This window comes from Planctomicrobium stercoris, assembly GCF_051465655.1.
GTDB lineage: Bacteria > Planctomycetota > Planctomycetia > Planctomycetales > Planctomycetaceae > Planctomicrobium.
In genome coordinates, this window is sequence record NZ_CP195791.1 from 2,428,176 (window position 1) to 2,451,539 (window position 23,364).

A 23,364-nucleotide genomic window follows, 5' to 3' on the forward strand; every position below is an offset into this window, starting at 1 on the left:
AAGGAGGCCAATGTCGTTCCGTGGACAGGAGACATCACTTTGGCTTTGGCCTGATTGTCCGGGGCCTCCGAAAGGGGCAAAACGCTCTCAAGGTCTCGAAGGACAAAACCGAAATTCGCCGGATTCGCGTCATTCGCGGTTCAAAATCCTCCGTGTCTCCGTGCCACCGTGTTGAAATCCACTTCTTTCGAATCGTGACCTGCGGGCCGTTCGCAGAATTGCTGCAAAAATGCCCGTGAGACAGGGGAAGCCGGCGGTTTCCCGATGTGACTCGATTCTGGGCGGGCGAGGAATTACGATTCACGCTTCCGCGACGGCGGGAGTGCATCCCGAACCGGGCGCTCCGTTCGCGGCACGTGATATCGACAACCGAACATTGAAGATTTAATCCACATGCAAAACGACATCGGACTGATCGGCCTGGCGGTGATGGGCCAGAACCTTGTTTTAAACATGGCCAACCATGGGTACAGCGTCGCGGTGTTCAACCGGACGACTTCAGTCATGGACGACTTTGTCGGTGGGCTGAAGAATGAGCCGGAAGACAAGGTCTGGAAAGGGACCGCGGACCGCATTCACGGCTTCGCCGAACTGAAAGATTTTGTTGCTTCGCTCAAGCGTCCCCGCCGGGTCATGATCATGGTCAAGGCAGGTAAGCCTGTGGACATGGTCATCGAAGAACTCAAGCCGTTCCTCGAACCTGGCGACATCATCATCGACGGCGGAAACAGCGACTTCCGCGACACAAATCGCCGCTCGAAAGAACTCCCGGCCGCTGGCCTGCTCTTCATTGGAACCGGAGTCTCCGGGGGAGAAGAAGGGGCTCTCAAGGGTCCGTCGATCATGCCTGGCGGAAACAAGGAAGCCTGGCCGGCTGTTAAAGAGATTCTGCAGTCGATCTCGGCCAAAGTCGGCCCGAAAGAAGACATTCCCTGCTGTGAGTGGGTCGGCGAAGATGGTGCCGGCCATTATGTCAAGATGGTGCACAACGGGATCGAATACGGCGATATGCAGCTGATCTGCGAAGCCTATTTCATCCTCAAGCACGCACTGGGGCTCTCCAACGAAGAAATGTACCAGGTCTTCAAGTCCTGGAACGAAAGTGAACTCGCCAGCTACCTGATCGAGATCACCCGCGACATCTTCACGGTGAAGGATCCGCAGACCGGCAAGTATCTGGTCGACGAGATTCTCGACACCGCCCAGCAGAAGGGGACCGGCAAGTGGATGAGCCAGCACGCACTGGATCTGGGCGTGCCGACCACTCTGATCACCGAAGCGGTCTATGCCCGCTGCCTGTCGGCTCAAAAGGACGCACGCGTCCGTGCTTCGAAAGTCCTCGCGGGACCGACTGAAAAGTTCTCTGGCGACAAGCAGCAGTTCATTGATGACGTGAAATGGGCTCTGTATGCCAGCAAGCTCGTCAGCTACGCCCAGGGCTATGTGCAGCTGAATGCGGCTGCTCAGGAATTCGGCTGGAAGCTGAACAACGGCGACATCGCCCTGCTCTGGCGCGGCGGCTGCATCATTCGTTCGGTGTTCCTGGGGGACATCAAGAACGCCTTCGACAAGAATCCGTCGCTGGAAAACCTGCTGTTGGACGACTTCTTCAAGCAGGCCATCGACAAGGCCCAGCCGGCCTGGCGCCGCGTGGTCTCCGCTGCCGTGACGCACGGAATCCCGGTCCCCGCCTTCACGGCAGCCTTGTCCTACTACGACGGGTACCGCTGCGATCGGCTTCCCGCCAACCTGCTGCAGGCGCAGCGAGACTACTTCGGGGCTCATACCTATGAGCGCATCGACAAGCCTCGCGGCGAGATGTTCCACACCGACTGGATTCACGAGCGGACCGTCTGAACATCCCTGTGAATTGTGCTGTTGCGAGCCCTTCGATCTGAGATCGGAGGGCTCGTTCGTTTGCGGAAGCCTGTCGGTCCGCTTCAGATCCCCTGCATCGCGGCATCGATCATGCCGGCGTACCACAGGGCGATGGTAAAGATGATGAAAATGATAAAGCACGCGACCGCCGCCCAGACCGCCCAGCTGAGCGCGGCCGCCAGAGACTGCAGGCTGCGACGCGCGTCCTCTTCGAATTGAGGGCTCAGGCGGTCCAGCGCTTCGGGGACCGTTCCAGACTGCTCTGCGACCATCACGTATTCAATGAACTCGATCGGGAACAGGTCACTTTCCTGAAATGCTTCGGTCAGGGTCTCACCGGCATTCAGGCTGGAGATCATCTGTGGGCCGGCCGCGATGAATGCTCCGTTGGACGTGGCTCGCAGACTGGAGTCGATACTGTCGTCGATTGGCATCCCGGAGTTTTGAGTCAGGTGAAAGGCCCACGAGAAGCGGGCGATGGCAAACGAACGCATGCAGTGCCCGATCACCGGCAGCGACAACAGAAAGCGGTGAACGGCCTGCTGGCCAGAGAGCGTCGAGGCAGCAAACTTGTAGCCGATGACAGCACTGACGATCAGCAGGACCCAGCCCCCCAGCCAGATCAGTGCTCCTGATGTCCCCATCAGTCCCCAGCCCAGAACATCGAACGTCTTCCCCGTGCTTTGCCCGATCCAGCCCAGCAGGCAGATGAGCCCCGCGATAATGAAAATGGCTGCGACAAACTGCACGACCGGCATCGTAATCTGGCTGATGAACTCTTTCCGCAGCCGCAGATGATTTTCGTAATGCTCGCCGATTGCTTTGAGCACCTCGGGCAGCGAACCGGTCGATTCGCCCACCTGAACCATGCCGATGAACAGCTCCGGGAAGAAGCTGCCGTGAGAAACGAGCGCGGAGGTAACGTCGCTGCCGGATTTCAAGTCCCGGACGATGTCTTCCATCACAGCATGCATGGGACCGGAGGTCTTCCGTCCCGCCAGTTCAAATGCTTTGACGATGCTGATCCCTGAATGCAGGGAGACCCCCAGATTGCGGGCAACCCTCGACAGCTCCCGCATGGAGGCTTGCTGCTGGAACATGAAACCACCTTCAACAGCTCAGGGATTGAAGCATTCCGGAACCGGTCCGTCCAAAGTTCATAGTATCGGCTGCCGGACACAGGGACAAATCGGACGAATGCCGGGATTGAATTCGGTTCGAACTGGCGTGACGGAGTCAGGTTTTCACGGCAGACACTCATTCGGGTCGACTCAAAAAAAGAACCCCCGGGGTGTGCCGGGGGTTCTTCGGATCAACTCAACTGAGTGTTGACTGTCCGCAGTTCAGGGGTTAGTTCCCCTGCCCTGGGCGGTTTCCACCCGGGCCGCGACGTCCGGGGCCGCGATCTCCGCCTGGGCCGCCGGGACCACCTTGGCCGCGGAGCTTGGAAACGTCGAACTCGGCACCGAGCAGATTCGCGAATTCGGTCTTCTGAGCGTCGGTCAGCACAGCTTTGGCGTCAGCGTTCAGCTTCTCAGCGCGTGCCTGAAATTCTGCACGACGAGCTTCGCGATCCTGCTCGCTGGGAGGATTCGCTCCGGGACCGCCGTTCCCGCCTCGGCCGCCGCCGAAGCCTGGTCCGCGATTTTCAGTCAGCACGGCAGCAATCTTCTCTTTCTGCTCCTGGCTCAATCCGAGGGCTGTTGCCAGTTCCGGATCGTTCAGAGCACGAATTCCCTGGCTCTGCCAGGAAATCTGCTGGAGCCGTTCACGCTGCACTTCGTCGAGCACTTCGGCGAACTTGGGTTTGAATTCTGCGTTGACCTTGGCGTTTCGCTCTTCGAATTCCTTGGCCATGGCGGCAAACCGCTCACGACGCTGTTCTTCGGAGAGGTTGCGGAAGTTTTCCCGATTCCCTTCGCCGGGACCATTCCCCCGTTGGGCTTCCCGCATCGATTCCAGCAACGCGGTGGCCTTGGTCTTTTGTTCGTCTGTCAAAGACAGCTCTTCCTGGACGGCTGGGTTGGCCAGCAGTCGATACGGAGACCCACCTCCGCCGAAGCCTCCGCCAAATCCGCCCCCACCGGGGCCGCCACCGAATCCGCGACCACCCCGGCCCGGGCCGCCCCCTGGACCTTGTGCGAATGCCGGCATAGCGGCCAGCAGCATCAGAGCAACGACGCCAGCATTCTTCAAACGCAGCAACATAGATCTCTCCCCTGTTCTTCCTGGAAAATTGCGTCAACCGGATGTGATCGGATTCGCAAGACGACTTGGACGTGATTCAAAAATTCAACGGACGTTTCGAAGCTCAGGTCTCCGGGGACAGTTCTCCCCGGCCTGCCGGCCGAACCGCCTGCATGTCTGATTCAACACCGAAGGGGAACGGGTGTTTCGGAGATTTCCACAACTCTTCAATTTTCGGGAAGATTCATGAAACCGGACCTCGGACAGTGAACGGGGATCTGTCAAAAAATAACGATCAGGAATTCTGGAAAAGACTTGCTACCGTTCAAACTCGGGTGAGACGGGGGCATCCGGCGCAGCGAGCTTTAATCGCGAGACGACGAACTGTTTGTGATTGGCGACATCCTGTTCATCGATCCCCAGCCTGGCTGCGGTCTCCTTGTTCGTCAGGCCTTGGACAAACAGCAACTCCGCACACTTCAGACGGGCAAACTCCCCTTTGACGAACCATTGCTGGATGAGCGTTCGCAGACAGGCGGTGACTGTTTCGGCCTGCTGGTCCCGCAGTTCACGGCTTCTGGCGAGGCTGGAGGCCATCCGGCCCCGAGCGGGAAGGTCTGCGTGGTCGCCATTTGAGTCCGGAATATTCAGCGAAAGTGCGGGCCGCCGCCCCTGTCTGCGAAGAACATCCGTGATTTTGTGTGACGCGATCGCGAACAGGAACGTTTCCAGCGGAGTCGCTTCATCGAAGTTGGGGAGAGCGGTCAGAAATCCCAGGAAGGTTTCCTGAACGACATCATCGGCTGTGGTCGGGTCTCCGAGCCGGCTGAGTGCGAACGCACGGAGTCTGCCCGAGTATTCCTGAATGCATGTCTGCCACGCACCCTCATCCCGGGCGCGAATGCGCCTGACAAGTTCCTGCTCCTGTGTCAGGGGAGCCATGGAGACTGTCCTGTCGGAAGGATGCCAAAGTGGCTGAAATGCTGAGAAAAACGACGTTTCCGTGAGTGTACCACACGGTGTCCGCGTGTCCATTTTCAAAGTACGAAGCACGAACGAGTGCGTTCTTCACGTGACAACAACGACATGCACTTGCCGACGCAGCGTGTTCTGACAATCTCGAACTGTGAAACTATGTGAGGTCGAATTTACAGCCGGCCCATTGCCCGAAATTCTCCTCGACCTTAACCGTCAGCGATGTCAGGTTGGATGTTTCCAGGTGTTTGAGCAGCTGTTCCCCCAGCCACTGGGCGATCAGCTCGACGGTGGTCTGTTCGATCGGCAGGAGGGCGCACTCTTCCTTGGGGAAGATCCAGCGGCGATTCTCGTACCGGACCTCGATTTCGTCATCCTGCACCGCCAGCAGGATCGTCGGGTGACGCGTCGGGAGCAGCATCCGGTGGTCGAGTGCTTCGCAATGCTTCTGCAGCGTGTCACGAAGGGCGATAAAGTCGAAAACGAAACCGTTTTCGTCCAGCGTCCCCTCAACTTGTGCCGCGACGCGGAAATTATGACCATGAATCCGCTCGCAGAAATCCCCGATCGTAATGAAGTGTCCGGCGGAGAAGACCAGATGGTCCTTCGTCACATCGACCGTGAAAGTACGCTGGGGCCGCCGGGAATCCGCCATGGCATCTCGAATGGAAGAGGGACCGAAGAATTTCGCAGGCCCCATTGAAACGAGATGATTTCCGGATTTCAATTGCGGGCGGGGGAAGTCTCGATGCGGAATTCACTTCCGTCAGCGCGGGTTGTCGCGGTGCTGCGGTTGCGATTTCTGATAGCGGGGACCGGCTTACAGACCCGTCGTCATCGAATCAACCGGCAGCCGTTTGCTCTTTCCTGCTCCCGCAGCTAAACTCTTCGATTCCTGATTTTTCGTAACAAGCGTGTGATGACGCTCCGTGGAAAGGTTGCTGGTTTATGGCCAAAGAAGGGGCCATTGAAATGGAAGGCCAGGTGCTCGAAGCCCTGGCGAATACGCAATTTCGCGTGCAGCTGGACAATGGTCACATTGTTCTGGCCCACGTTTCTGGAAAGATGCGCAAAAACTTCATCAGAATCGTGCCGGGAGACCGCGTAAAAGTGGAAGTCTCTCCCTACGATCTGACACGTGGCCGCATTACGTACCGTGCCAAGTAAACCAGTCGACCCTGGTGCCTGATTCCACGGTCGTCAGAAATTCTCGGGCGTGATGCTCACTGCTCGCCCGTTATGGACCGGACTCGCACTCGGGGACGGCTCCCTGTTCGCCTACGAAAGTCCTGGCGCGAATGACCCAGCAGGATGCCAGTTCAAGGTCCAAGCCACTCCCCTTCGTGAGGCTTTTCACGGATGGAGCGTGCAGCGGTAACCCCGGCCCGGGAGGCTGGGCGTATATCCTCCGGCACCCCGCCAGCGGAAAAGAACTCGAAGGGTCCGGCGGCGCTCCCCTCACCACGAACAACCAGATGGAGCTGTCTGCCGTCATTCAGGGGCTGGAAGCGCTGCGATCCCGCAGCGACGTCGAAATCATCACCGACAGCACTTATGTCGCCAAAGGGGCCAAGGAATGGATGCCCGGCTGGAAGAAAAACGGCTGGCGGAGAAAAGAGAAGAACAGCTGGAAGCCCGTCAAAAACGTGGAACTCTGGCAGCAGCTGGATGGCCTGATGATCCGGCACCAGGTGCGATACACCATCATTAAAGGTCACAGCGGACATCCGGAGAACGAACGCTGCGATCAGCTGGCGGTTGCAGCCGCAGCGACGTTCAAGTCGGTACAGCCGTCCTCGCCCGACGCCGATGTCGAGTGACTGGCAGTAGGGGTCAGAGGTCAGAGGTCAGGTTTGGTGAGCGCGTGTGTGGCTCGACACCAGTTCCTCAAGCGATCACGCCGTGGATCGGTTCTGCTTCGACGACGCCGGTCAGTTTCTGCTCCAGTCCGCCGTAGAAGTAGTGCAGCTTGTTGTGGTCCAGTCCCATCAGGTGCAGGATCGTGGCATGCAGGTCCCGGATGTGATGACGGTTCTCGACCGCTTCCATTCCCAGGTCGTCGGTGTTTCCGTAGCTGATCCCCTTTTTGACTCCCCCACCCGCCATCCAGTAGGTGAAGCCCTTGGGATTGTGATCGCGTCCGTGCTCATTCCCCTGAGAGACCGGCTGGCGGCCAAACTCGCCCCCCCAGATCACGAGGGTTTCATCGAGGAGACCTCGTTGTTTCAAGTCTGTCAGCAGCCCGGCAATCGGTCGGTCTGCCTCGGGAGCGTGAATCTTCAGGTTCTCTTCCATTCCGAAATGGGCATCCCAGCTCGTCTGCTGATTTCCGCCGCCGCTGTAAATCTGCACGAAGCGGACCCCCCGCTCCACCAGCCGGCGGGCGATGAGACACTGACGGCCAAAGTGTTCCGGACCGACCGCCAACGGATGGTCCGGTTTCGGGTCGTAAATGCCGTACATTCTTTGTGTCGCTTCGGTTTCCTGAGTCAGATCGAGTGACTCTGGAGCTGTCCGCTGAAGTTGAAAGGCGAGTTCGTAACTGGCGATTCGCGCCTGAAGTTCGGAGTATCCGGGATGCTGGGCCAGATGCCGGGCGTTCAACTCATTCAGAGTGTCGATCTGCTCACGCTGCATGCGCGAGGTGATTCCATTTGTTGCCGACAGGTTCAGTATCGGCTGACCGCTGGAACGAAAGACAGTCCCCTGATAGGCCGCGGGCATGAAGCCGCTGGACCAGTTGACTGCCCCGCTGATCGGGCCCCCGCGCGGGTCGAGCATCACCACGTAACCGGGGAGATTCTGGTTTTCACTCCCCAGTCCATACGCCAGCCACGCCCCCATCGAGGGGTATCCCTGAAGGATGCGGCCGCTGTTCATCTGCAGCATGGCGGAACCATGAGCGAATGAATCGGAATACAGGCTTTTGATGACCGCCATTTCGTCCATGTGCTGCGACATGTGCGGGAAGGCGTCAGAGCACCATAAACCGCTTTCCCCGTGCTGGGCGAATTTCCTGCGGCTGGCAAGCAGTTTTGTGGACTGGACGCTGCGGCGGCGAATCTCGGTCTGGACTTCTTCACCGTCCCGCTTCTGCAGTTCCGGTTTGTAGTCGAAGGTGTCCATCTGGGACGGCCCTCCGTACATGAACAGGAAGATCACCGACTTGGCCTTCGTCGGGAAATGCTGCGGACGTGGGGCCAGCAGACGAGCGTCGCCTGTCACCGACTCATTGGCCTTTGCCGACTTGAAGAATCCATCCGACTGCAGCATCCCCGACAGGGCAACACCGGTAAAACCAGCTCCCATGTCCCACAGGAACTCGCGACGTGATGAATTGAGGTGAGGCATTCCATGCATGGCTGTTTCTCGGCAGGCTGTTGGTTGTCCCGTTCAGACGATCCAACCGTCTTCATTCAACGTAAATCATCTCGTTCAGGTTCAAAATCAGCAGGCACAGTGCTTCGAGTGCCCGCTGGGAGGAGTCATCCGGCTTTGTCCCGGTCACAGAAATTTCCGCGAGAGAACCAGTCGGGAGCGTCGCGGGATCCATTTTGTGCGTCACATTCTGGGTGACGACGGTGACATCCCGGAACTCCACCGGACACTGGAACGTTCTCAACCCGATCTTCCCTGCCGGCAGCGGCTGCGGATCCGTGAAATCAATCAGCGGAACAGCGGCGTGGTCGACGAAGATTCGAACACGAGGACCTTCGAAGTCGGCCCGGACATGGCTCCATCTGTCGGCAGGAAGTTCGTGGGGAACGAACACCAGCTGTTCCCAGTTGTCCTGATGCTTCCCGAGTCGCAGGTGCGTCTGCGTGAGGTTGATGTTGTAACAAGTGACGGCATCGATCCCCGGATGCGGATTCGTCACCCGGGCAAGAATTCCTCCATCGCCCCCGCCGTTGATCTGCACATCAGCCTCGATCACGCCGTCGGTGAAGTCGACTGAATTCCAGATCAGTTTTCCACCTGCATTGGGAACGGTGGGCTTGATAGTCCCTGCGGGGGTGGCGACCCAGTCAGACTCGAACTCTGTCCAGGCCGATGCGGGCTGCGGCTGGGTTCGTGGTCCCACCTGAGCAGTGGCGATATCCAGCGGGGAATTGCCCACCGTCAGCGTCGGATGGTCCAGCGTCACCGACGCTCCGAGCGTGCGGACGCCGAGCTGTCCCGGCGTCGTCAACGGTTGAGGGTCGACGGCTTCAATCACGACGTCCGATTCCGGAAGTTCGACGTGGGCTGAGATCAGGTTCCCGTGAATTTCGGCTGCGAAATGCAGTGGCACTTCAGTCGGAATCGTGGCAGGGATCTGCTTGAGGGTCTGGGGTTCGGTTCCGTGTCTGACGATCGAAATGAGAGAGTTCAGCGGGTCGAGCACGATCTCATAGCCGCTGACAAAGTTCCCTGCTTCGACCGCTCGCAGGAACACACCCGCGAGCTCTGAGGCGTTCCCCAGTGTCAGCGTCGATGTGAATTTCGCATCTTCAAAGGTTGCACCATTCCACAGCGAGACCGGTCCTCGTCGCGGATCCAGAGTCCGGTCACCGACCCAGATTCCCCGCAGCGGTTTCCAGCCATCGGACGGCCCGTCGACAAATTCCTCTGCTGATAGCAGCTTGTAAAACCCGGGATCAAGTGTCGCGGGGACGATCGGTCGAAAGATCACACGTGATCGAAGCGGGGCGAAGGCCTCTTGCTGCGTGATGAGGAAATTCTGAAGGATCTGAAGTTCCTGCGGATCAGGACGACGATTCAATGCAAGCTGGAATGCGCGCGAGATCTGTGCGGCGGGATCATCGCCCGCTTCCCGGCGGATTCTTTCCGAAAACGCTTTCGCCTGATCCTGCATAAACGAATCATTGAGCAGCGTGAGAGCCTGGGGGGCCACGGTCGTTGTAGGGCGCTCGGTTAATGGCAGCGAGGTGTTGGCATAGTCGAACGCGTCCAGCTGCGGGGAGATCAACGAGCGTTTGATGAATGTATACAGACTTCTGCGATGTCGCTGCGCGGTGCTCGAGGTTTCCCAGCCGACTCCCGGGACGGTTCCCCCTGCGAGAACTTCCACTCCGACAGCCGGGAAATAGCCGCGTCCACCCATCTCGGGATTGAGTGTCCCGCTGACTGCGAGAATCGAATCGCGTATCGCTTCCGCTTCCAGTCGATGCAGGTTCTGCCGCCACAGGAGAGCGTTGCCGGGATCAGTCTGATTGGCCATTTCATTGCGGTGATCCGAAGACCGCTGATAGGCCTGGGAGGTCATGATCCGACGATGCAGCTGTTTGATGGACCAGCCGGTCGATCGGAATTCGTTCGCCAGCCAGTCGAGCAGTTCAGGATGTGAGGGAGGGGAGCCGACCTTTCCGAAGTCGCTGGTGGTCTGCACGATCCCCCGGCCGAAGTGGTAATGCCAGACCCGGTTCACCATGACCCGCGCGGTGAGAGGCTGATCCGGGCTGACCATCCAGCGGGCCAGTGCCAGTCGACGGCCGCTTGTTTGGAAAATCGGATGCCGTTCAGGCGGAATGATCTCCGGCTGCCCTCCCCCGAGGACCTGTGGAATGGCAGGGCTGACTTCATCACCGGGAGTCTGGGAGTTCCCGCGGATCAGGACATGCGATTTCTCAACCCACTGCCCATGTTCCCGGACGGCAAGTGCCCATTCCAGTCCGCCGACATTGGCATTTCCCCGCTCTTTCTCGAGCTTCTCGCGTTCCTTGCGATGCTCTTCCGCATGCGCCGTGTCGACCCGTTCCAGTTCTTTCATGGCAGCGATTCTGAGATCCAGATCAGCCCATCGCTGCTGACGTTCCGCCAGCGCACGATCGATGACTTCGGGGTCGCTGATCGGCAGGAGACCAGGATTTTCGGGAGTGCTGTCGGGATAGTTGTAGCGGCGGATGTTCTGGAAATACCCGAGCAGTGCGTAATAGTCCTGATGCAGAATCGGGTCGAACTTGTGGTCATGACAGCGTGCGCAGCCCATCGTCAGTCCCAGAAACGCAGCTGAGGAGGTAACCATGATGTCGTCGAGGTCGTCGTACTGAGCCTGCTTCGCATCATCCGGTTCAAAGTCCCACAGCCCGAGACGATAGAATCCGGTCGCGATACGGGAATCACGGTCCGCATCAGGAAGTTCATCTCCCGCCAGTTGCTCGAGGACGAACCGGTCATAGGGTTTGTCGGAGTTCAGGGCTTGAACCACATAATCGCGGTATCTCCACGCGTAGTCCTTTTCCTTATCGAATTCGTAGCCGTTCGTCTGGGCGAAGCGGACAACATCCAGCCAGTGACGTGCCCAGCGTTCGCCGTACTGCGGACGTGCGAGCAGATCATCAATGAGGGTGGCCCAAGCGGATTGGTCAATCCCCTCCCCGCTGGTCAGACGGAGACTCCACTGGTCCATTTCTTCCGGAGTGGGAGGGAGTCCGATGAGATCGAAGAACGCTCTCCGGATCAAAGTCCGCGGGGGGGCAATGGAATTGGGAGCGAGGTTGTTTTTCTCTAACGTCGCCAGGACGAAGGCATCGATCGGATTTTCAGGCTGATAGCCGTTCGGCAGTGTGGGGACCGGCGGAGAGTTGATGGGCTGAAACGCCCACCAGGCGCGATCTTCATCGGTGATGACTCCCCCCTTGCGGACGGGGGTGACTTGTTCCCCGTCGCTGCCTGGCCAGGGGGCTCCCATTTCGACCCAGCGTGTCAGGTCCGCGATTTTTTCCGCGGACATCTTCTGGCCGGGAGGCATCTCGTACCCGTCGTAATTGATCGCCTGAATCAGCAGACTTTCCGCAGGGTTTCCCGGAACAATAGCCGGCCCGGAATCTCCCCCGGCGAGCAGATGAGCGCGACCGTCGACCTGCAGATTCCCTTTATGCTTCCCGTCTCCATGACATTTGAAGCACTGCTCGACGAGCACCGGACGAACCTTGGTCTCGAAGAAGACCATCTGCTCCGGGGTGATGGCTGCAGCGGGTTCGGTGTCGGGAGAGGCATCATCCGCGAAAAGACCGCCAGCGACGGACAGGCAAAGGAGTGTTGGGAGAAGTGTCTGTCGCATGATCGTTCCAGAAACCACACTTCAAGGAGGGATGCTGGGGGGGCGGGCGGGTCTCCGCGCGGAGCGGGGCCTTAGGTCAATTATCGAGGATTCTGGATGCGAATGCCAGCCTTTTTGAAAAGACTCTTAAAAAAGTCTCAAAATTGCTTCAGCCGATCATCCACACCCATGGCACGATAAGCGTCGGGAACCGCCCCGTCATCATACGCGGAAACCCGTACTTTGAGTTACGAAATCGGCTGGCGTGATAGGGGTTTTCGTGGATTGGATCGATCGTGGCCTGACCACGACTCGGGCGGCTTTGAGATTTTGTCTCAGCGGGGTGCGCAGCCCCCTGTTCATCTTTCGGAAAGATTTTTCACACGAACGGCCAGTGATTTGCTGACCCCCTCGCTGAAGTTCCACGAGATCGGAAGCGATCAGCGTTGAATGAGTCGGCGGTTGATCGACTTCCTGAACCTTCAGACAAGGAGAATCAGGGATGATCAGATTCAACAATCACTTTGTCCGTGTCTCGTTACGTCGGGAAGATTTCCGGGTCGCCATCAGCAAGCCGATGACGCTCAATGCGGGGTTTCTCTTCCTCTTCACCGAAGTCCTGCTGATCTATCCGGCTGAACTGACGTCGATCGCTCAGACTCTTTATGTGCCATGTGCCCTGCTCGTTCTTTGCGCGTCGCTGCTGCTTCTGCTCTCAACGCGCTACCACTTTCAGGTCGGTCCGGATGGGGTTGACTACTACGGGATCTGGCCCCGCGTCCGTCACCTGAACTGGGGTGAAGTGACCCGCGCCCGGTTATGCCGGATTTTCGGTTTGGAATGCCTGATCCTGCAGACCGAGAAGAGATGGCGATCGTTGCGGCTCCCGTTGTGTGTCGATCGATCGGATCTGTGTCTGAAGATGATCAGCACGTACTCCGAGACCGGTCTGGAGTTCGATGAAGAGACGACGGACGAGCACGTCCCGGCGTGAATCGTTCAGCGGCGAGCCTCTGCTCCCACCGGCCGGTGCTTTCCTCCCAGCGTTCCGATTCTCGCCACGTCATGTCGCAGAAGTTCGGTCTGCTTGAGCAGCTGATGCACCTTCATCTGTTGGCCTTCCACTTCCCGCACTGAAGCTTCCAGGGTCGGGAAGAGTCCGACGGAGAGTTTGGTTTCGACGAGTTTCGAAACCAGATCGCGGATGCTGCGGGTGAGCCCCCGTTGCAGTCGACGGGTGAACATGAGCACCAGAAGTCCGCAGCACAGGAGCAGAAACAGCCCGGCAGCGAGGTAGAAGTCGGTGGTCAGCAGCGGTTTGTCGAGCACCAGCGAATCATAGAAGAAGTTCTTGCCCACCCGCGCGAGGACGAACGTCAGGTACGCGGTCAGAATGACCTCGTACCAGATCCGGATCCACCAGCGGGAATTCGCCACGGACAATTCTTCGATGATGCGGTCGATACGTCGGCTGGCGTCCCCGACGAACTGTTCCTCCACAGCGGCCGCCTGATTCCGGATCTCCGACAAAGACTGATTTCGCAGCAGGTCATGGCTGAAGCCCGCAGCCTGCACGTGACCGCTGATGACAATCTCCGACTCCCGCAGCATGGCGTCATCCAGCCCGAACTGGCTGACCCGCTGCAGAGATGTCTCGGCAGCCTGTTCCTTTCTTCGCCCTTCCAGCCAGCGGACGCCCTGCACTCCTCCGAGCAATGCGAGCTGCGCAGTGCTGCGGGCACGGAATAGAGCTGTCGAAGCCAGAATGCTCCCGAGTCCGTAATAGATGCGCAGCACGCCGGCAAAGGGGCTCATTCCCCACTGGTCGATCACCGCGGAAATCAGACGGCGTTCCCACAGGCGGTGGCTGCCGAGCAGTTCGGACTGCAGCCGCAGCGCCATCTTTTCACTCATGGACTGTCGCTGGGCCAGCAGAGCCTGATTCAGTTCGCCCAGCTCCGGAGTCTTCTCGGCAAGAATTTCCTGACACCGGCTCAGACCAGCGGAGAGCAGTTCCAGAAAATTCACCCTGCGGATCCGCACCCGTTCGGAAGCTCCCAGCTTGTTCAGGAGCAGATTCATCAGCTGCCCGAATTCCCCTGTCGGGGCGATCCCCTGCTGCTGTTCCTTCAATGCTCGACTGGAATCGACGAAGTACAGCTCCGGGATTTCGTAGTCCTGGATGAGCGTCTTCTTCCAGTCCTCGCGGATGTCTTCATCCAGGTCGGCATGAGTCTGCACGAAGATGATCCGGCAACCGCCGCTGGCAGCCTTCAGTTCGTCCGTGACCCTCGCGGACCGGTATTTCTGCTGGGTCGAGACATACAGCAGGACATCGCAGTATGGCAGCAGATTGCGAAGCCGGTCGACATTGCTCCCCGGGACATCTTCTTCGTTCGTATCGGGGTCCGGGCAGTCGAGCAGCACCACGTCCCGCAGCAGGTCCGCGTCTCGCTGAACAAGCTCGACCTCTTCGAGTGGGATTTTCAGCAGCGAGAGATCTGTCCGGGGATGGGCGATCAGCACCGGGCGGTGAGTCGTCGGACGCTCCCGACCGGAACGGCTGACTTCTTCCCCGACCAGTGCATTGATCAGTGAACTTTTCCCGGTGCCGGTTCCGCCAAAGGTGGCGACCACCAGCGGGGCCTCCATCCGCACCCGCAAGGTCTCCACCCGGTCCAGCACCCGTTTCAGTAACGACTGGCTGCGACGGACCGGCTCCCACTCACTCGGCTCCTCAATCCATTCGTCCACCTGCCGCCGCAGGTCGTCGATGGAAGAGAGGAGCTCGAGTTGACGGACTTCGGAGTTCAGCATGGAGGGCTTTCAGCGGACAGCCGCCAGCATTGTTCAAGGGGAACAACGTAATCCACTCGTTCACGCAGCGGGCAGTGCCATCGTTTGCACTCCCCCGCTATTCCACATCCAGATTCAGTTTCACCCACCGCATGGATTCGTTGGATTCCAGAACCGCATCCGCCACTGCCTGGGCCTGCGCCCCGTGATCGAACCCCGGCACGGCCGGACGATCCTCGACAATCGCGGAGACGAGTTCATAGATGAGATCATAACGGAAAACGGTGCTGGGAACCCCTTCATGCGGATTGCGGGGGCTTCCGGGAATCACCAGAAACTCTTCGGGAACCGGCATCGGCTTCATCGTCTCGCCCGACTTGCCGACCATGATCACGTTCGGTTCCTGCAGGCGATACACGGCGGATGCTTCCGTCCCGTTCACTTCAGCCCACTCGTGACCCACACCGTTGTGATGGTAACCCTTCATCACGGTGCTCCCTTCCCAGACCCCGACTGCTCCGTTCTCGAAGCGACCGATCAGGGACGACCAGTCGTCGACCTCGGATGGAGGACACGGTTTGCCGTCGGCCGTTTTATCGCGAGGACAGAATTGAGCGACCGCGCCGCAGATGGCTGTCAGCGGACCGATGAGGTCCATTGCCAGGTCGATGCGGTGAATCGTCATGTCGAACAGGTCACCCGCCCCTGCCCGCTTTTTATATTGCCGCCAGCCCCAGCTGGTTTCTGGCCAGTCGAGAAACCGCTGGCTGCGGAAGTGCCGGGGTTCGCCGAGCATCCCGGATTTCACAAGGTGACGCAGATACCGCATCGAGGGGGCGAACCGGTACGTGAACGCGGTCAGGTGTTTGACATTCCGGTCGCGAGCCGCCTGATACATCCGGCGGGCTTCGTCGAAATTCACCCCCAGAGGTTTTTCACACATGATGTGCTTTCCCCCTTCGATACAGGCCAGTGCGATATCGCAATGGGTATCGTTGGGGGTCGCGATGATCACAGCGTCGACGTTGGGATCCTGAGCCAGCTTTTCGTAATCGGTATAGAGTTTGTCGATGCCCCAGTCGCTGCGCCGCTTTTCGAGCAGTTCCGCGTTGGGGTCGCAGACCGCGACCAGCTCCGCTCGGGGGTCGACTCGAATCCCGGGGACGTGATGGAAATCTGAAACGGCCCCTGCGCCGATAATCCCGAACCGAACCTTCTGCATGCGATGCTCGCGATAAATGTGAGTGATGGGCGATGAATCAATTTCTGAAGACATCATTCGAGACACCGGATCGGCGGTGGTCAAGTCCGGCGAATACGATTGTCTTCATGACGGGTTTGCGTCGAAACTGTTTTTGCAAGGAAACGTCAGTCTGACGCTTCCCCTTTGATCTCTTTGCGCATTTCGAAAAGGAACCGCGACGGGGCGGAGGGCCGCAGCTTTCCCCATTTGCGACGATTGGCCGCACGGGTGAGCGTCAGCGATTCCTGGGCTCGGGTCACACCCACATAGGCCAGACGACGTTCTTCCGCGATCTCGGATTCCGTCCCTTCGATCGTCCGTTTGTGAGGCAGAAGTCCCTCTTCCATTCCCACCATGTAGACGCGTGGAAACTCCAGACCCTTCGCGCTGTGCAGAGTCATCAGCTTCACAGCGTCGGATTGAGCCATCGCTTCCTTGTCCGGTTCTTCGTCCCGGCGTTCCAGCGCGATGCTCGACAGATAATCGTGAAGACTCGGTTTGCTGCTCTTCTCTGCGTATTCCGCGAGGGAGTTCACATATTCCTCGAGGACCGCTTTCCGCTGGGCGCGTTGCAACTCGTCCTTGTACTGACGTTCGATTTCCCGGTCGTAACCGATTTCGTCAATCAGGGCGTGGACCAGCTGTGACATCTGCTGCGGCTGTTCTTCGAATTGAGTCCGCCAGCGTGCGAACTGTGCGTGCAGAGACTTGAGCGCCTCGAGCGCCTTGGGAGTGATCTCCTTGTCCGCAGCCGCTTCCTCCGCGACGTGCCAGATCGGCACACCGGTCCGGACCGCCCGCGCCAGCAGCTTCTCACAGGCAGCATCGCTGATCCCCCGGGCAGGGGTATTGATGATTCTCAGTAATGACTGTTCATCATCCTTCCGGGAGATCACCTTCAGATAGCTCAGCAGGTCCTTGATCTCCTTGCGGTCATAAAAGGACTGACTCCCCATCAGGACATAGGGAATCTGCTGCCGCCGCAGTTCCGATTCAAACAGTCGCGGCTGTTCATTGGTCCTGAACAGGATGGCGAATTCGATCAGCGGGACGAATTTCTTCTGATGGAGAAAGCGGATCTCCGCCACGACTTTTTCCGCTTCCAGCTGTTCATCAGGAAACTCGATGAACCGCACTTCTTCACGGGCCGGCTTGTTGGCCCGCAGCACCTTCTTGTGTCGGTCGCGATTATGACTCACCAGCTGATTGGCCAGAGTGATAATGCGATCCGTACAGCGGTAGTTCTCTTCCAGGCGGATGGTTTTCGTTCCGGGAAACTGCTGGGCGAATCCCAGAATGTGTTTCACTTCCGCCCCGCGCCAGCCGTAGATCGACTGGTCATCGTCACCCACGACGCACAGATTGTGATGCGGGCGAACGAGTGATTCGATGATGCGAAACTGCAGGGCGTTCGTGTCCTGATACTCGTCGATCTGCACATGGGAGAACCGTTGCTGGTGCTTTTCGAGCACCTCGGGATGCTTGCGAAACAGTTCTTCGGTCAGCAGGAGGAGATCATCGAAATCGACGGAGCCGGACGATTTGAGCGCCTGCTGATACCGGCGGTATCCCATGCTTCCCAGCGACTCCTTATCGTCTTCGGCAATCTTCCCTGCGCGTTCGGGGGAAAGTCCTGCCGACTTCCAGCGACTGATGAGGCTCAGCAGGTCGCCCGGTTTCAAGGATTTTTCAGTGACGCGAATGTCCCGAAGCACCTTGCGCGCCATCGACTCCTGGTCGCCGCGATCGAGGATCGTGAACTGGCTCGGGTAGCCCAGATGCTTGATGTCTTCGCGGAGGAGATTCACACACAGCGCATGGAATGTTGAAATCCACGGGCGTTTCTTTGAAGAACTCCCCAGAATGGCGAACGTTCGTTCGGCCATTTCCTTGGCGGCCTTGTTGGTGAACGTCACCGACAGAATACGTTCGGGGGAGACGCCGGACTTCAGCAGCCGCGCCATCCGGTAGGTGATGACTCGCGTCTTCCCGGTTCCGGCTCCAGCCAGCACGAGGACCGGACCTTTCAAGGTTTCCACAGCCTCCCGCTGGGCAGGGTTCAATTTCGAAAGATCCATCTTCTTCTGGGCCTGATCCTGTTCTGAGAGGGGGGGAAGGGGGCAGTTTGCCGGGAACGTCTTCGAATTACAAATGCGAAGGTCGACTTCCCCGAGCGAGCGGCCGATCCCGTTTTTCGATCTTGCCCAGCTTTGTTCGAGTTTGCGGGTTGTAACGGCTGATCGGCCTGTGCGGGGGGAAGAGTCTAGCTTGTCGGCACAATCGTTACAAACGGCACATCAGTCGACGTAAGTCATTTGCACGAAAAGATTGACTGACAGGTTCAAGCGTTTCGAGCCTCATCGTCGATAGCTCAGTTACAGGCGTCACGACCGGCAAATTGACGGTCCTTCAATGCCGTGACGCACCCGCGTCGACAGGCTCCGCCAATCTCTCCGTACCTTCCTGAATCGCAGTGTGCCATCACTTCGGCGAGGAGCGTTTCATGTTTAACTCTGCAAAGTTCTCACTGGCGATTATCGCCCTTTGGACCCTGCAGGTCAGCGCGCAGGCTGGCCTGTTCTGCCGACCCAGCAACTGCGACGCCTCCAAAGGCTGCGACTGTGCTCCGAACTTCCAGCCGCAGACCTGCCGTCCGAAAATCATTCGCCCGACCTGCTTCCACTATCCCATCAAAAAGGGATGCACAAAGCCGGACTGCTGTTATGACACAAACTGCACCAGCGAAGGATGCTGCCCCGTCGTGACTTCCTGTGCTCCGGGCTGCACGTCGACAGGATGCGACGATGGCTGCTGCTCTTCGACACCGTGTGAACTGGCCGAGCTGATCCGCAAGAGCCAGACGGCCTGTCATAGCTGGGAACGTCGCGATGCGGTTCACAAGTTGAGCGACAAGTACAGCTGCAAGTGCCATCCGGAAGTGATGAATGCCCTGCTCTTCTCTTTGAACGATGTGGATGAACGGGTTCGCTCCAAGGCGGCGGATGAAATCGGTGATCAGCTGCGGGAGAACCCGGGCTGCTGTTCATGCACCGTGCTGGCGGCCCTCAAGTTCGCCCTGGCTGATTGCGACCGGTTCGTGCGTCGACAGACGGAAGAAGCGCTGCGAGCCGCAGGGTATGATGTGGTCGACGGCTGTGGAGATGAATGTTGTGTCGGGTGCGACGCCAGCTGCACCACGCTCACACATGTTCCATCGATCGTTCCTCCGGCGGTCGATGGACCGGTGACACCCGCAGTCGAGCCCGCTGCTGCGATTGTCCCTGCGACTGTTCCCGTCAATGATCGAGCCCCGACAATCGTGCCGCAGGACAACTTCGTCGCCCCTCCTCCCGGAGAACGACCGCAACCCAGCTCATCAGCTCCGGAAGGTGACAACTATTCACCCAAGCCGGACGCTCTGATGCCGCAAACACCGGGAGCTTCTGCAGCGGAACCGATTTTCACCCAGAAGACGAAGAGTCAATCGATCCGTCAGAGTTTGAGTAGCTTGTTCGGACAGACGAAGTAGTCGCGATCGAGTGAACCACAATTCGGTCTGTTGAAATGAACATGGCCCTCTGCAATTCGCGAGGGCCATGTTTATTGACATTGGCCGGTTCAGGCAGCGTTCATCACTTCTTTCCCTGAGCATGCTCCCGCATTCCCAGCCAGGCGATGAACGAAGCAGATCTTCCGGGCGACATCCGCTCCGAACACTTCCGGAACCAGATCCTTCAGACCCATCTCGCGATTGAGCTCGTTTGCCAGAATGCCGACCTGCTGGTAGTCGTACAGCATCTGCGTGCATTCCTGAGCCCGCAGCTGATTTCCCGTCATGTTCTTCGCGGTATCCAGAATGCAGAGCATGTCGAGGTACGTCCCGAACGTCTCGGCGAAGTCTTCCCAGGGGTGCATGGTGGCGTACGCGGAAATGTAGCTCCCCTGCCAGTCCGGCTTCGGTCCTGTCTGGTAATAGTTGTTCAGGGCTGTGGCGTAGTCGGGACTGCGTTCATCGCCGAAAAGTGCACGGAACTCGTCTTCACATTTTCCTGCGACCAGGACATCCCAGTAGTAGTGACCCAGTTCATGTCGGAAGTGTCCGACGAGAGTCCGCTGAGGCTCATGAAAGCTGACGCGTGCCTTCTCCCGCTCGACATCGTCCGCCTCGCGGATGTTGATAGTGATTTTCCCCTGGTCGTGTCCCGTCAGAACCGGCACGTCGGTATCCGCCTGAAAATCGAACTTCAATTCAGGCCGCACGTTGTTCTCCGGACGACCGATGGGAAGATCAATCAGTTCCACGGTGAATAAAACACGTCGCTTTGCGTCTTCCAGCCTCGCCCAGAGTTCGCGGTTGCCGGGAACATTCAGGTCCGGAATGACCCCCGTCAAGCGACAGTGTTGGCAAAGCGTCGGCGTAGCGGAGACACCGTCTGGTCCGGGAACTGCCAGCTCGTCGGTGCGGATGCAGCCATTGCAGACGTTCTCCACCGCGAAGTTATGGCACTTCCGCAACGCGGCCCCACATTCGGGATTGCCGCAGGAAAACTGGTCCCCCTCGCCCGGGATGAGTGCCACCACTCGGCGGCATGCTGGACAGAACCCAGCTTCCTTTCCGCACTTAAGGCATGAAGTGTTCCCGAAAAACAGGCGGTTGTCGCAAGTACATAGAAAGGTTTTCATCACGGCGCCCGTTACTGAGTGATCCACAGGTGATTCAATTCCCGGGCAACAGGCCGCGGGTGATGCCAAGAAACTTCTCCGCACAGCAAAGGTTATACCCGATACGCTTGCCTTCCACTCTTCTGGTGATGATGAAGTGGATGGCCTCGGACTTTCGACTCGGCCGATCGACCTCCCGCAGGGCAGCTCTCACCAATGCGTGGTGTGCCAAAATGAGAAGGCCCGGGATTCAATCTCCCGGGCCTTCGACACCTATTTACTCAACACTCGCGACGATTACGACTTGGTTTCGAATTCCGCGTCGATCACATCGTCATCCCCCGACTTGCCGCCGGCGGCTGCATCCGGAGCTGCACTGGCCTGAGCCTGATTGGCGGCTTCGTAGATGTGCTTGCTCAGAGCGTGTGTGGCCTGCTCGAGGTTTTCGAGGGCGGACTTCAGGGCGGGCAGATCGTCCCCCTTCTCCGCATCGCGAACCTTCTGCATGGCCGACTCGATGGCTGCCTTGGAGGCATCATCCAGCTTGTCAGCATGCTCTTTGAGTGTCTTCTCAGTCTGATAGACGAAGTTGCCGGCCTTGTTGCGGACTTCCGCCAGTTCCCGACGCTTCTTGTCTTCTTCAGCGTGCGACTCGGCGTCCTTCCGCATCTTTTCGATTTCGCTTTCGGAAAGACCGCTGGACTGCTGAATCGTTACCTTGTGCTGCTTACCCGACGACTTGTCCTTTGCCGAGACGCTCAGAATTCCGTTCACGTCGATATCGAAAGCGACTTCGATCTGAGGAATTCCTCGCGGTGCCGGCGGCAGCCCTTCCAGATTGAACTGGTCGAGCAGACGGTTGTCGCTGGCCATCGGACGTTCGCCCTGGAAGACGCGGACCGTCACAGCTGTCTGGTTGTCGGCAGCTGTGGAGAAGGTCTCGGCCTTGGTCACAGGAATTGTCGTGTTGCGCTCGATGAGGGTCGTCATCACGCCCCCTTCGGTTTCGATCCCCAGGGAGAGCGGTGTCACGTCGAGCAGCACCACGTCTTTGACGTCCCCGGCGATAATCGCACCCTGGATCGCAGCACCGACAGAAACCACTTCGTCCGGGTTGACTCCCTTGTGAGGCTCTTTCCCGTTGAAGAGTTTCTTCACCAGTTCCTGCACCAGCGGAACGCGGGTCGATCCCCCGACCAGCACCACTTCGTCAATGTCTTTCGTCGACAGTTTCGCATCCTTGAGAGCCTGCTCCACAGGCTTGCGGCAACGTTCGACCAGTGGGTCGATCAGTCGTTCGAACTGGGACCGGCTGATGGTCAGCTGCAGGTGCTTGGCTTCGTAGATGAACGGCAGATTGATCTCCGTGCTTTGCAGCGAGGAGAGTTCTTTCTTGGCCTTTTCGCAGGCTTCGCGCAGACGCTGCAGAGCCATCGGCTGCTTGCGCAGGTCGATTTTCTGCTCTTTCTCGAATTCGTCAGCCACGAAGTTGATCAGCTTCTCATCGAAGTCGTCTCCACCCAGGTGAGTATCCCCGTTGGTCGAGAGCACTTCGACGGATCCGGTTTCGACTTCCAGCACGGAAACGTCGAACGTTCCTCCCCCGAGGTCGAAGACGACGATCTTTTCGTCTTTCTTCTTCTCAAGGCCGTATGCAAGAGCTGCGGCCGTCGGTTCGTTGATGATCCGGGCGACGTCGAGGCCGGCAATCTGCCCGGCATCTTTGGTGGCCTGTCGCTGAGCGTCGTTGAAGTACGCCGGGACCGTGATCACTGCTTTATTGACGCGGTGACCCAGGTAGCTTTCCGCAGCGTCCTTGAGCTTGGTCAGAACGTGGGCGGAGATTTCGGGAGGCGTATACTGCTTCCCTTTGACGTCCACTTTCACGTAATCGGTTTTACCGCCGACCACCTTGTACGGGACGATCTTCTCTTCGGCGACCACTTCGTCGTGGCGACGTCCCATGAACCGCTTGATGGAGTAAATCGTGTTCTCGGGGTTGGTCACAGCCTGTCGTTTCGCAGGCTCCCCGACAAGAACATCTCCCTTATCGTTGAAGGCGACAACGCTGGGGGTGGTTCGTGCCCCTTCCTGGTTGGCAATCACCTTCACTTCGCCACCTTCCATGACGGAGACGACAGAGTTCGTCGTTCCGAGGTCGATGCCGATAATTTTTTCAGAAACAGCCATATGTTGCTCCCCCGCCAGTCACTTTCATATTGTCTTAAAGACGCATCCGAATGATGCCTCTCACGCGTATGGCAAACCGTGCGCCAAAAGTCCAAGAACCGAGATCAGCCGAAAAACACCGCGTTTTCTCAGTTGCCTACGACTTCGAGCGGGAGTGACGCCGCCAAAGTGGCACTCAGGGTCCCGTCTCACCTGCCCCTTCGGGCTGTCAAAATTGCAGTTGATCTCTGGCGCCGTTTTTGGCAGGCCCTGTCGAGTGCTTTCCGAGGGGCTACTCGGGTTGCTTTCACTACCAAAGACCGGGTGAGGTGGGTTGTTGCATTTTGCAACATATTTCCACCCGCTGACAGCAAATCACGCAGTCTGAGTGCTGTTTGAACGACAAGTCCTG

General features: G+C 58.4%; 16 protein-coding genes. 5 read left to right on the plus strand and 11 right to left on the minus strand.

Annotation, left to right across the window (positions count from 1 at the left end; all coding sequences use genetic code 11):
• Positions 1 to 393: 393 nt before the first annotated feature.
• A complete protein-coding gene (gnd, locus tag SH661x_RS10165) occupies positions 394 to 1,857 on the plus strand; it encodes a decarboxylating NADP(+)-dependent phosphogluconate dehydrogenase (protein ID WP_437230569.1) in 1,464 nt (487 codons plus the stop codon).
• An 83-nt stretch (positions 1,858 to 1,940) separates the two neighbouring features.
• On the opposite strand, the gene SH661x_RS10170 is transcribed toward gnd, so the two are convergent.
• The 4 genes from SH661x_RS10170 to SH661x_RS10185 all read right to left on the minus strand — a co-directional run bounded on the left by SH661x_RS10170 (position 1,941) and on the right by SH661x_RS10185 (position 5,695).
• Positions 1,941 to 2,978 carry a type II secretion system F family protein gene (locus SH661x_RS10170; protein ID WP_437230572.1) on the minus strand — a complete coding sequence of 346 codons (1,038 nt, stop codon included), beginning with the start codon at positions 2,976 to 2,978 and terminating at the stop codon, positions 1,941 to 1,943.
• 250 nt (positions 2,979 to 3,228) lie between these two features.
• Positions 3,229 to 4,086, minus strand: a complete 858-nt coding sequence (locus SH661x_RS10175) for a Spy/CpxP family protein refolding chaperone (RefSeq protein WP_437230575.1) — start codon at positions 4,084 to 4,086, stop codon at positions 3,229 to 3,231.
• 297 nt (positions 4,087 to 4,383) lie between these two features.
• Positions 4,384 to 5,007 carry an RNA polymerase sigma factor gene (locus SH661x_RS10180; RefSeq protein ID WP_437230577.1) on the minus strand — a complete coding sequence of 208 codons (624 nt, stop codon included), beginning with the start codon at positions 5,005 to 5,007 and terminating at the stop codon, positions 4,384 to 4,386.
• A 190-nt stretch (positions 5,008 to 5,197) separates the two neighbouring features.
• Positions 5,198 to 5,695 (minus strand): 6-pyruvoyl trahydropterin synthase family protein, encoded by a 498-nt coding sequence (locus tag SH661x_RS10185; RefSeq protein WP_437230579.1) that lies wholly within the window; start codon positions 5,693 to 5,695, stop codon positions 5,198 to 5,200.
• 293 nt (positions 5,696 to 5,988) lie between these two features.
• Between SH661x_RS10185 and infA the strand changes: the two genes are divergently transcribed.
• Both infA and rnhA read left to right on the plus strand, forming a co-directional pair.
• Positions 5,989 to 6,207 (plus strand): translation initiation factor IF-1, encoded by a 219-nt coding sequence (gene infA, locus SH661x_RS10190; protein ID WP_437186223.1) that lies wholly within the window; start codon positions 5,989 to 5,991, stop codon positions 6,205 to 6,207.
• Positions 6,208 to 6,338: 131 nt separating this feature from the next.
• Complete coding sequence (gene rnhA, locus SH661x_RS10195; RefSeq protein ID WP_437230581.1) at positions 6,339 to 6,860, plus strand: ribonuclease HI; 522 nt, start codon at positions 6,339 to 6,341, stop codon at positions 6,858 to 6,860.
• A gap of 67 nt (positions 6,861 to 6,927) precedes the next feature.
• On the opposite strand, the gene SH661x_RS10200 is transcribed toward rnhA, so the two are convergent.
• Both SH661x_RS10200 and SH661x_RS10205 read right to left on the minus strand, forming a co-directional pair.
• Positions 6,928 to 8,400, minus strand: coding sequence for a DUF1501 domain-containing protein (locus SH661x_RS10200; protein WP_437230583.1), 1,473 nt, complete (start codon positions 8,398 to 8,400; stop codon positions 6,928 to 6,930).
• A 52-nt stretch (positions 8,401 to 8,452) separates the two neighbouring features.
• Positions 8,453 to 12,103: a DUF1553 domain-containing protein gene (locus SH661x_RS10205; protein ID WP_437230585.1), complete on the minus strand. Its 3,651-nt coding sequence runs from the start codon at positions 12,101 to 12,103 to the stop codon at positions 8,453 to 8,455.
• Positions 12,104 to 12,584: 481 nt separating this feature from the next.
• Between SH661x_RS10205 and SH661x_RS10210 the strand changes: the two genes are divergently transcribed.
• Positions 12,585 to 13,076, plus strand: a complete 492-nt coding sequence (locus tag SH661x_RS10210) for a hypothetical protein (RefSeq protein WP_437230587.1) — start codon at positions 12,585 to 12,587, stop codon at positions 13,074 to 13,076.
• A gap of 5 nt (positions 13,077 to 13,081) precedes the next feature.
• Here SH661x_RS10210 and SH661x_RS10215 read toward each other — a convergent pair whose 3' ends face one another.
• The 3 genes from SH661x_RS10215 to SH661x_RS10225 all read right to left on the minus strand — a co-directional run bounded on the left by SH661x_RS10215 (position 13,082) and on the right by SH661x_RS10225 (position 18,199).
• Complete coding sequence (locus tag SH661x_RS10215) at positions 13,082 to 14,899, minus strand: dynamin family protein (RefSeq protein ID WP_437230589.1); 1,818 nt, start codon at positions 14,897 to 14,899, stop codon at positions 13,082 to 13,084.
• Between the two features lie 97 nt (positions 14,900 to 14,996).
• Complete coding sequence (locus tag SH661x_RS10220; protein ID WP_437230591.1) at positions 14,997 to 16,157, minus strand: Gfo/Idh/MocA family protein; 1,161 nt, start codon at positions 16,155 to 16,157, stop codon at positions 14,997 to 14,999.
• 89 nt (positions 16,158 to 16,246) lie between these two features.
• Positions 16,247 to 18,199, minus strand: coding sequence for an ATP-dependent helicase (locus SH661x_RS10225; protein WP_437230593.1), 1,953 nt, complete (start codon positions 18,197 to 18,199; stop codon positions 16,247 to 16,249).
• Positions 18,200 to 18,624: 425 nt separating this feature from the next.
• On the opposite strand from SH661x_RS10225, the gene SH661x_RS10230 reads away from it, so the two are divergent.
• Positions 18,625 to 19,650, plus strand: coding sequence for a hypothetical protein (locus SH661x_RS10230; protein ID WP_437230595.1), 1,026 nt, complete (start codon positions 18,625 to 18,627; stop codon positions 19,648 to 19,650).
• Positions 19,651 to 19,739: 89 nt separating this feature from the next.
• Here SH661x_RS10230 and SH661x_RS10235 read toward each other — a convergent pair whose 3' ends face one another.
• Both SH661x_RS10235 and dnaK read right to left on the minus strand, forming a co-directional pair.
• Complete coding sequence (locus SH661x_RS10235) at positions 19,740 to 20,804, minus strand: zinc-binding metallopeptidase family protein (RefSeq protein WP_437230597.1); 1,065 nt, start codon at positions 20,802 to 20,804, stop codon at positions 19,740 to 19,742.
• A gap of 276 nt (positions 20,805 to 21,080) precedes the next feature.
• On the minus strand, positions 21,081 to 22,973 hold the full coding sequence (gene dnaK, locus SH661x_RS10240) for a molecular chaperone DnaK (RefSeq protein ID WP_437230599.1): 1,893 nt from the start codon (positions 22,971 to 22,973) through the stop codon (positions 21,081 to 21,083).
• Positions 22,974 to 23,364: the final 391 nt, after the last annotated feature.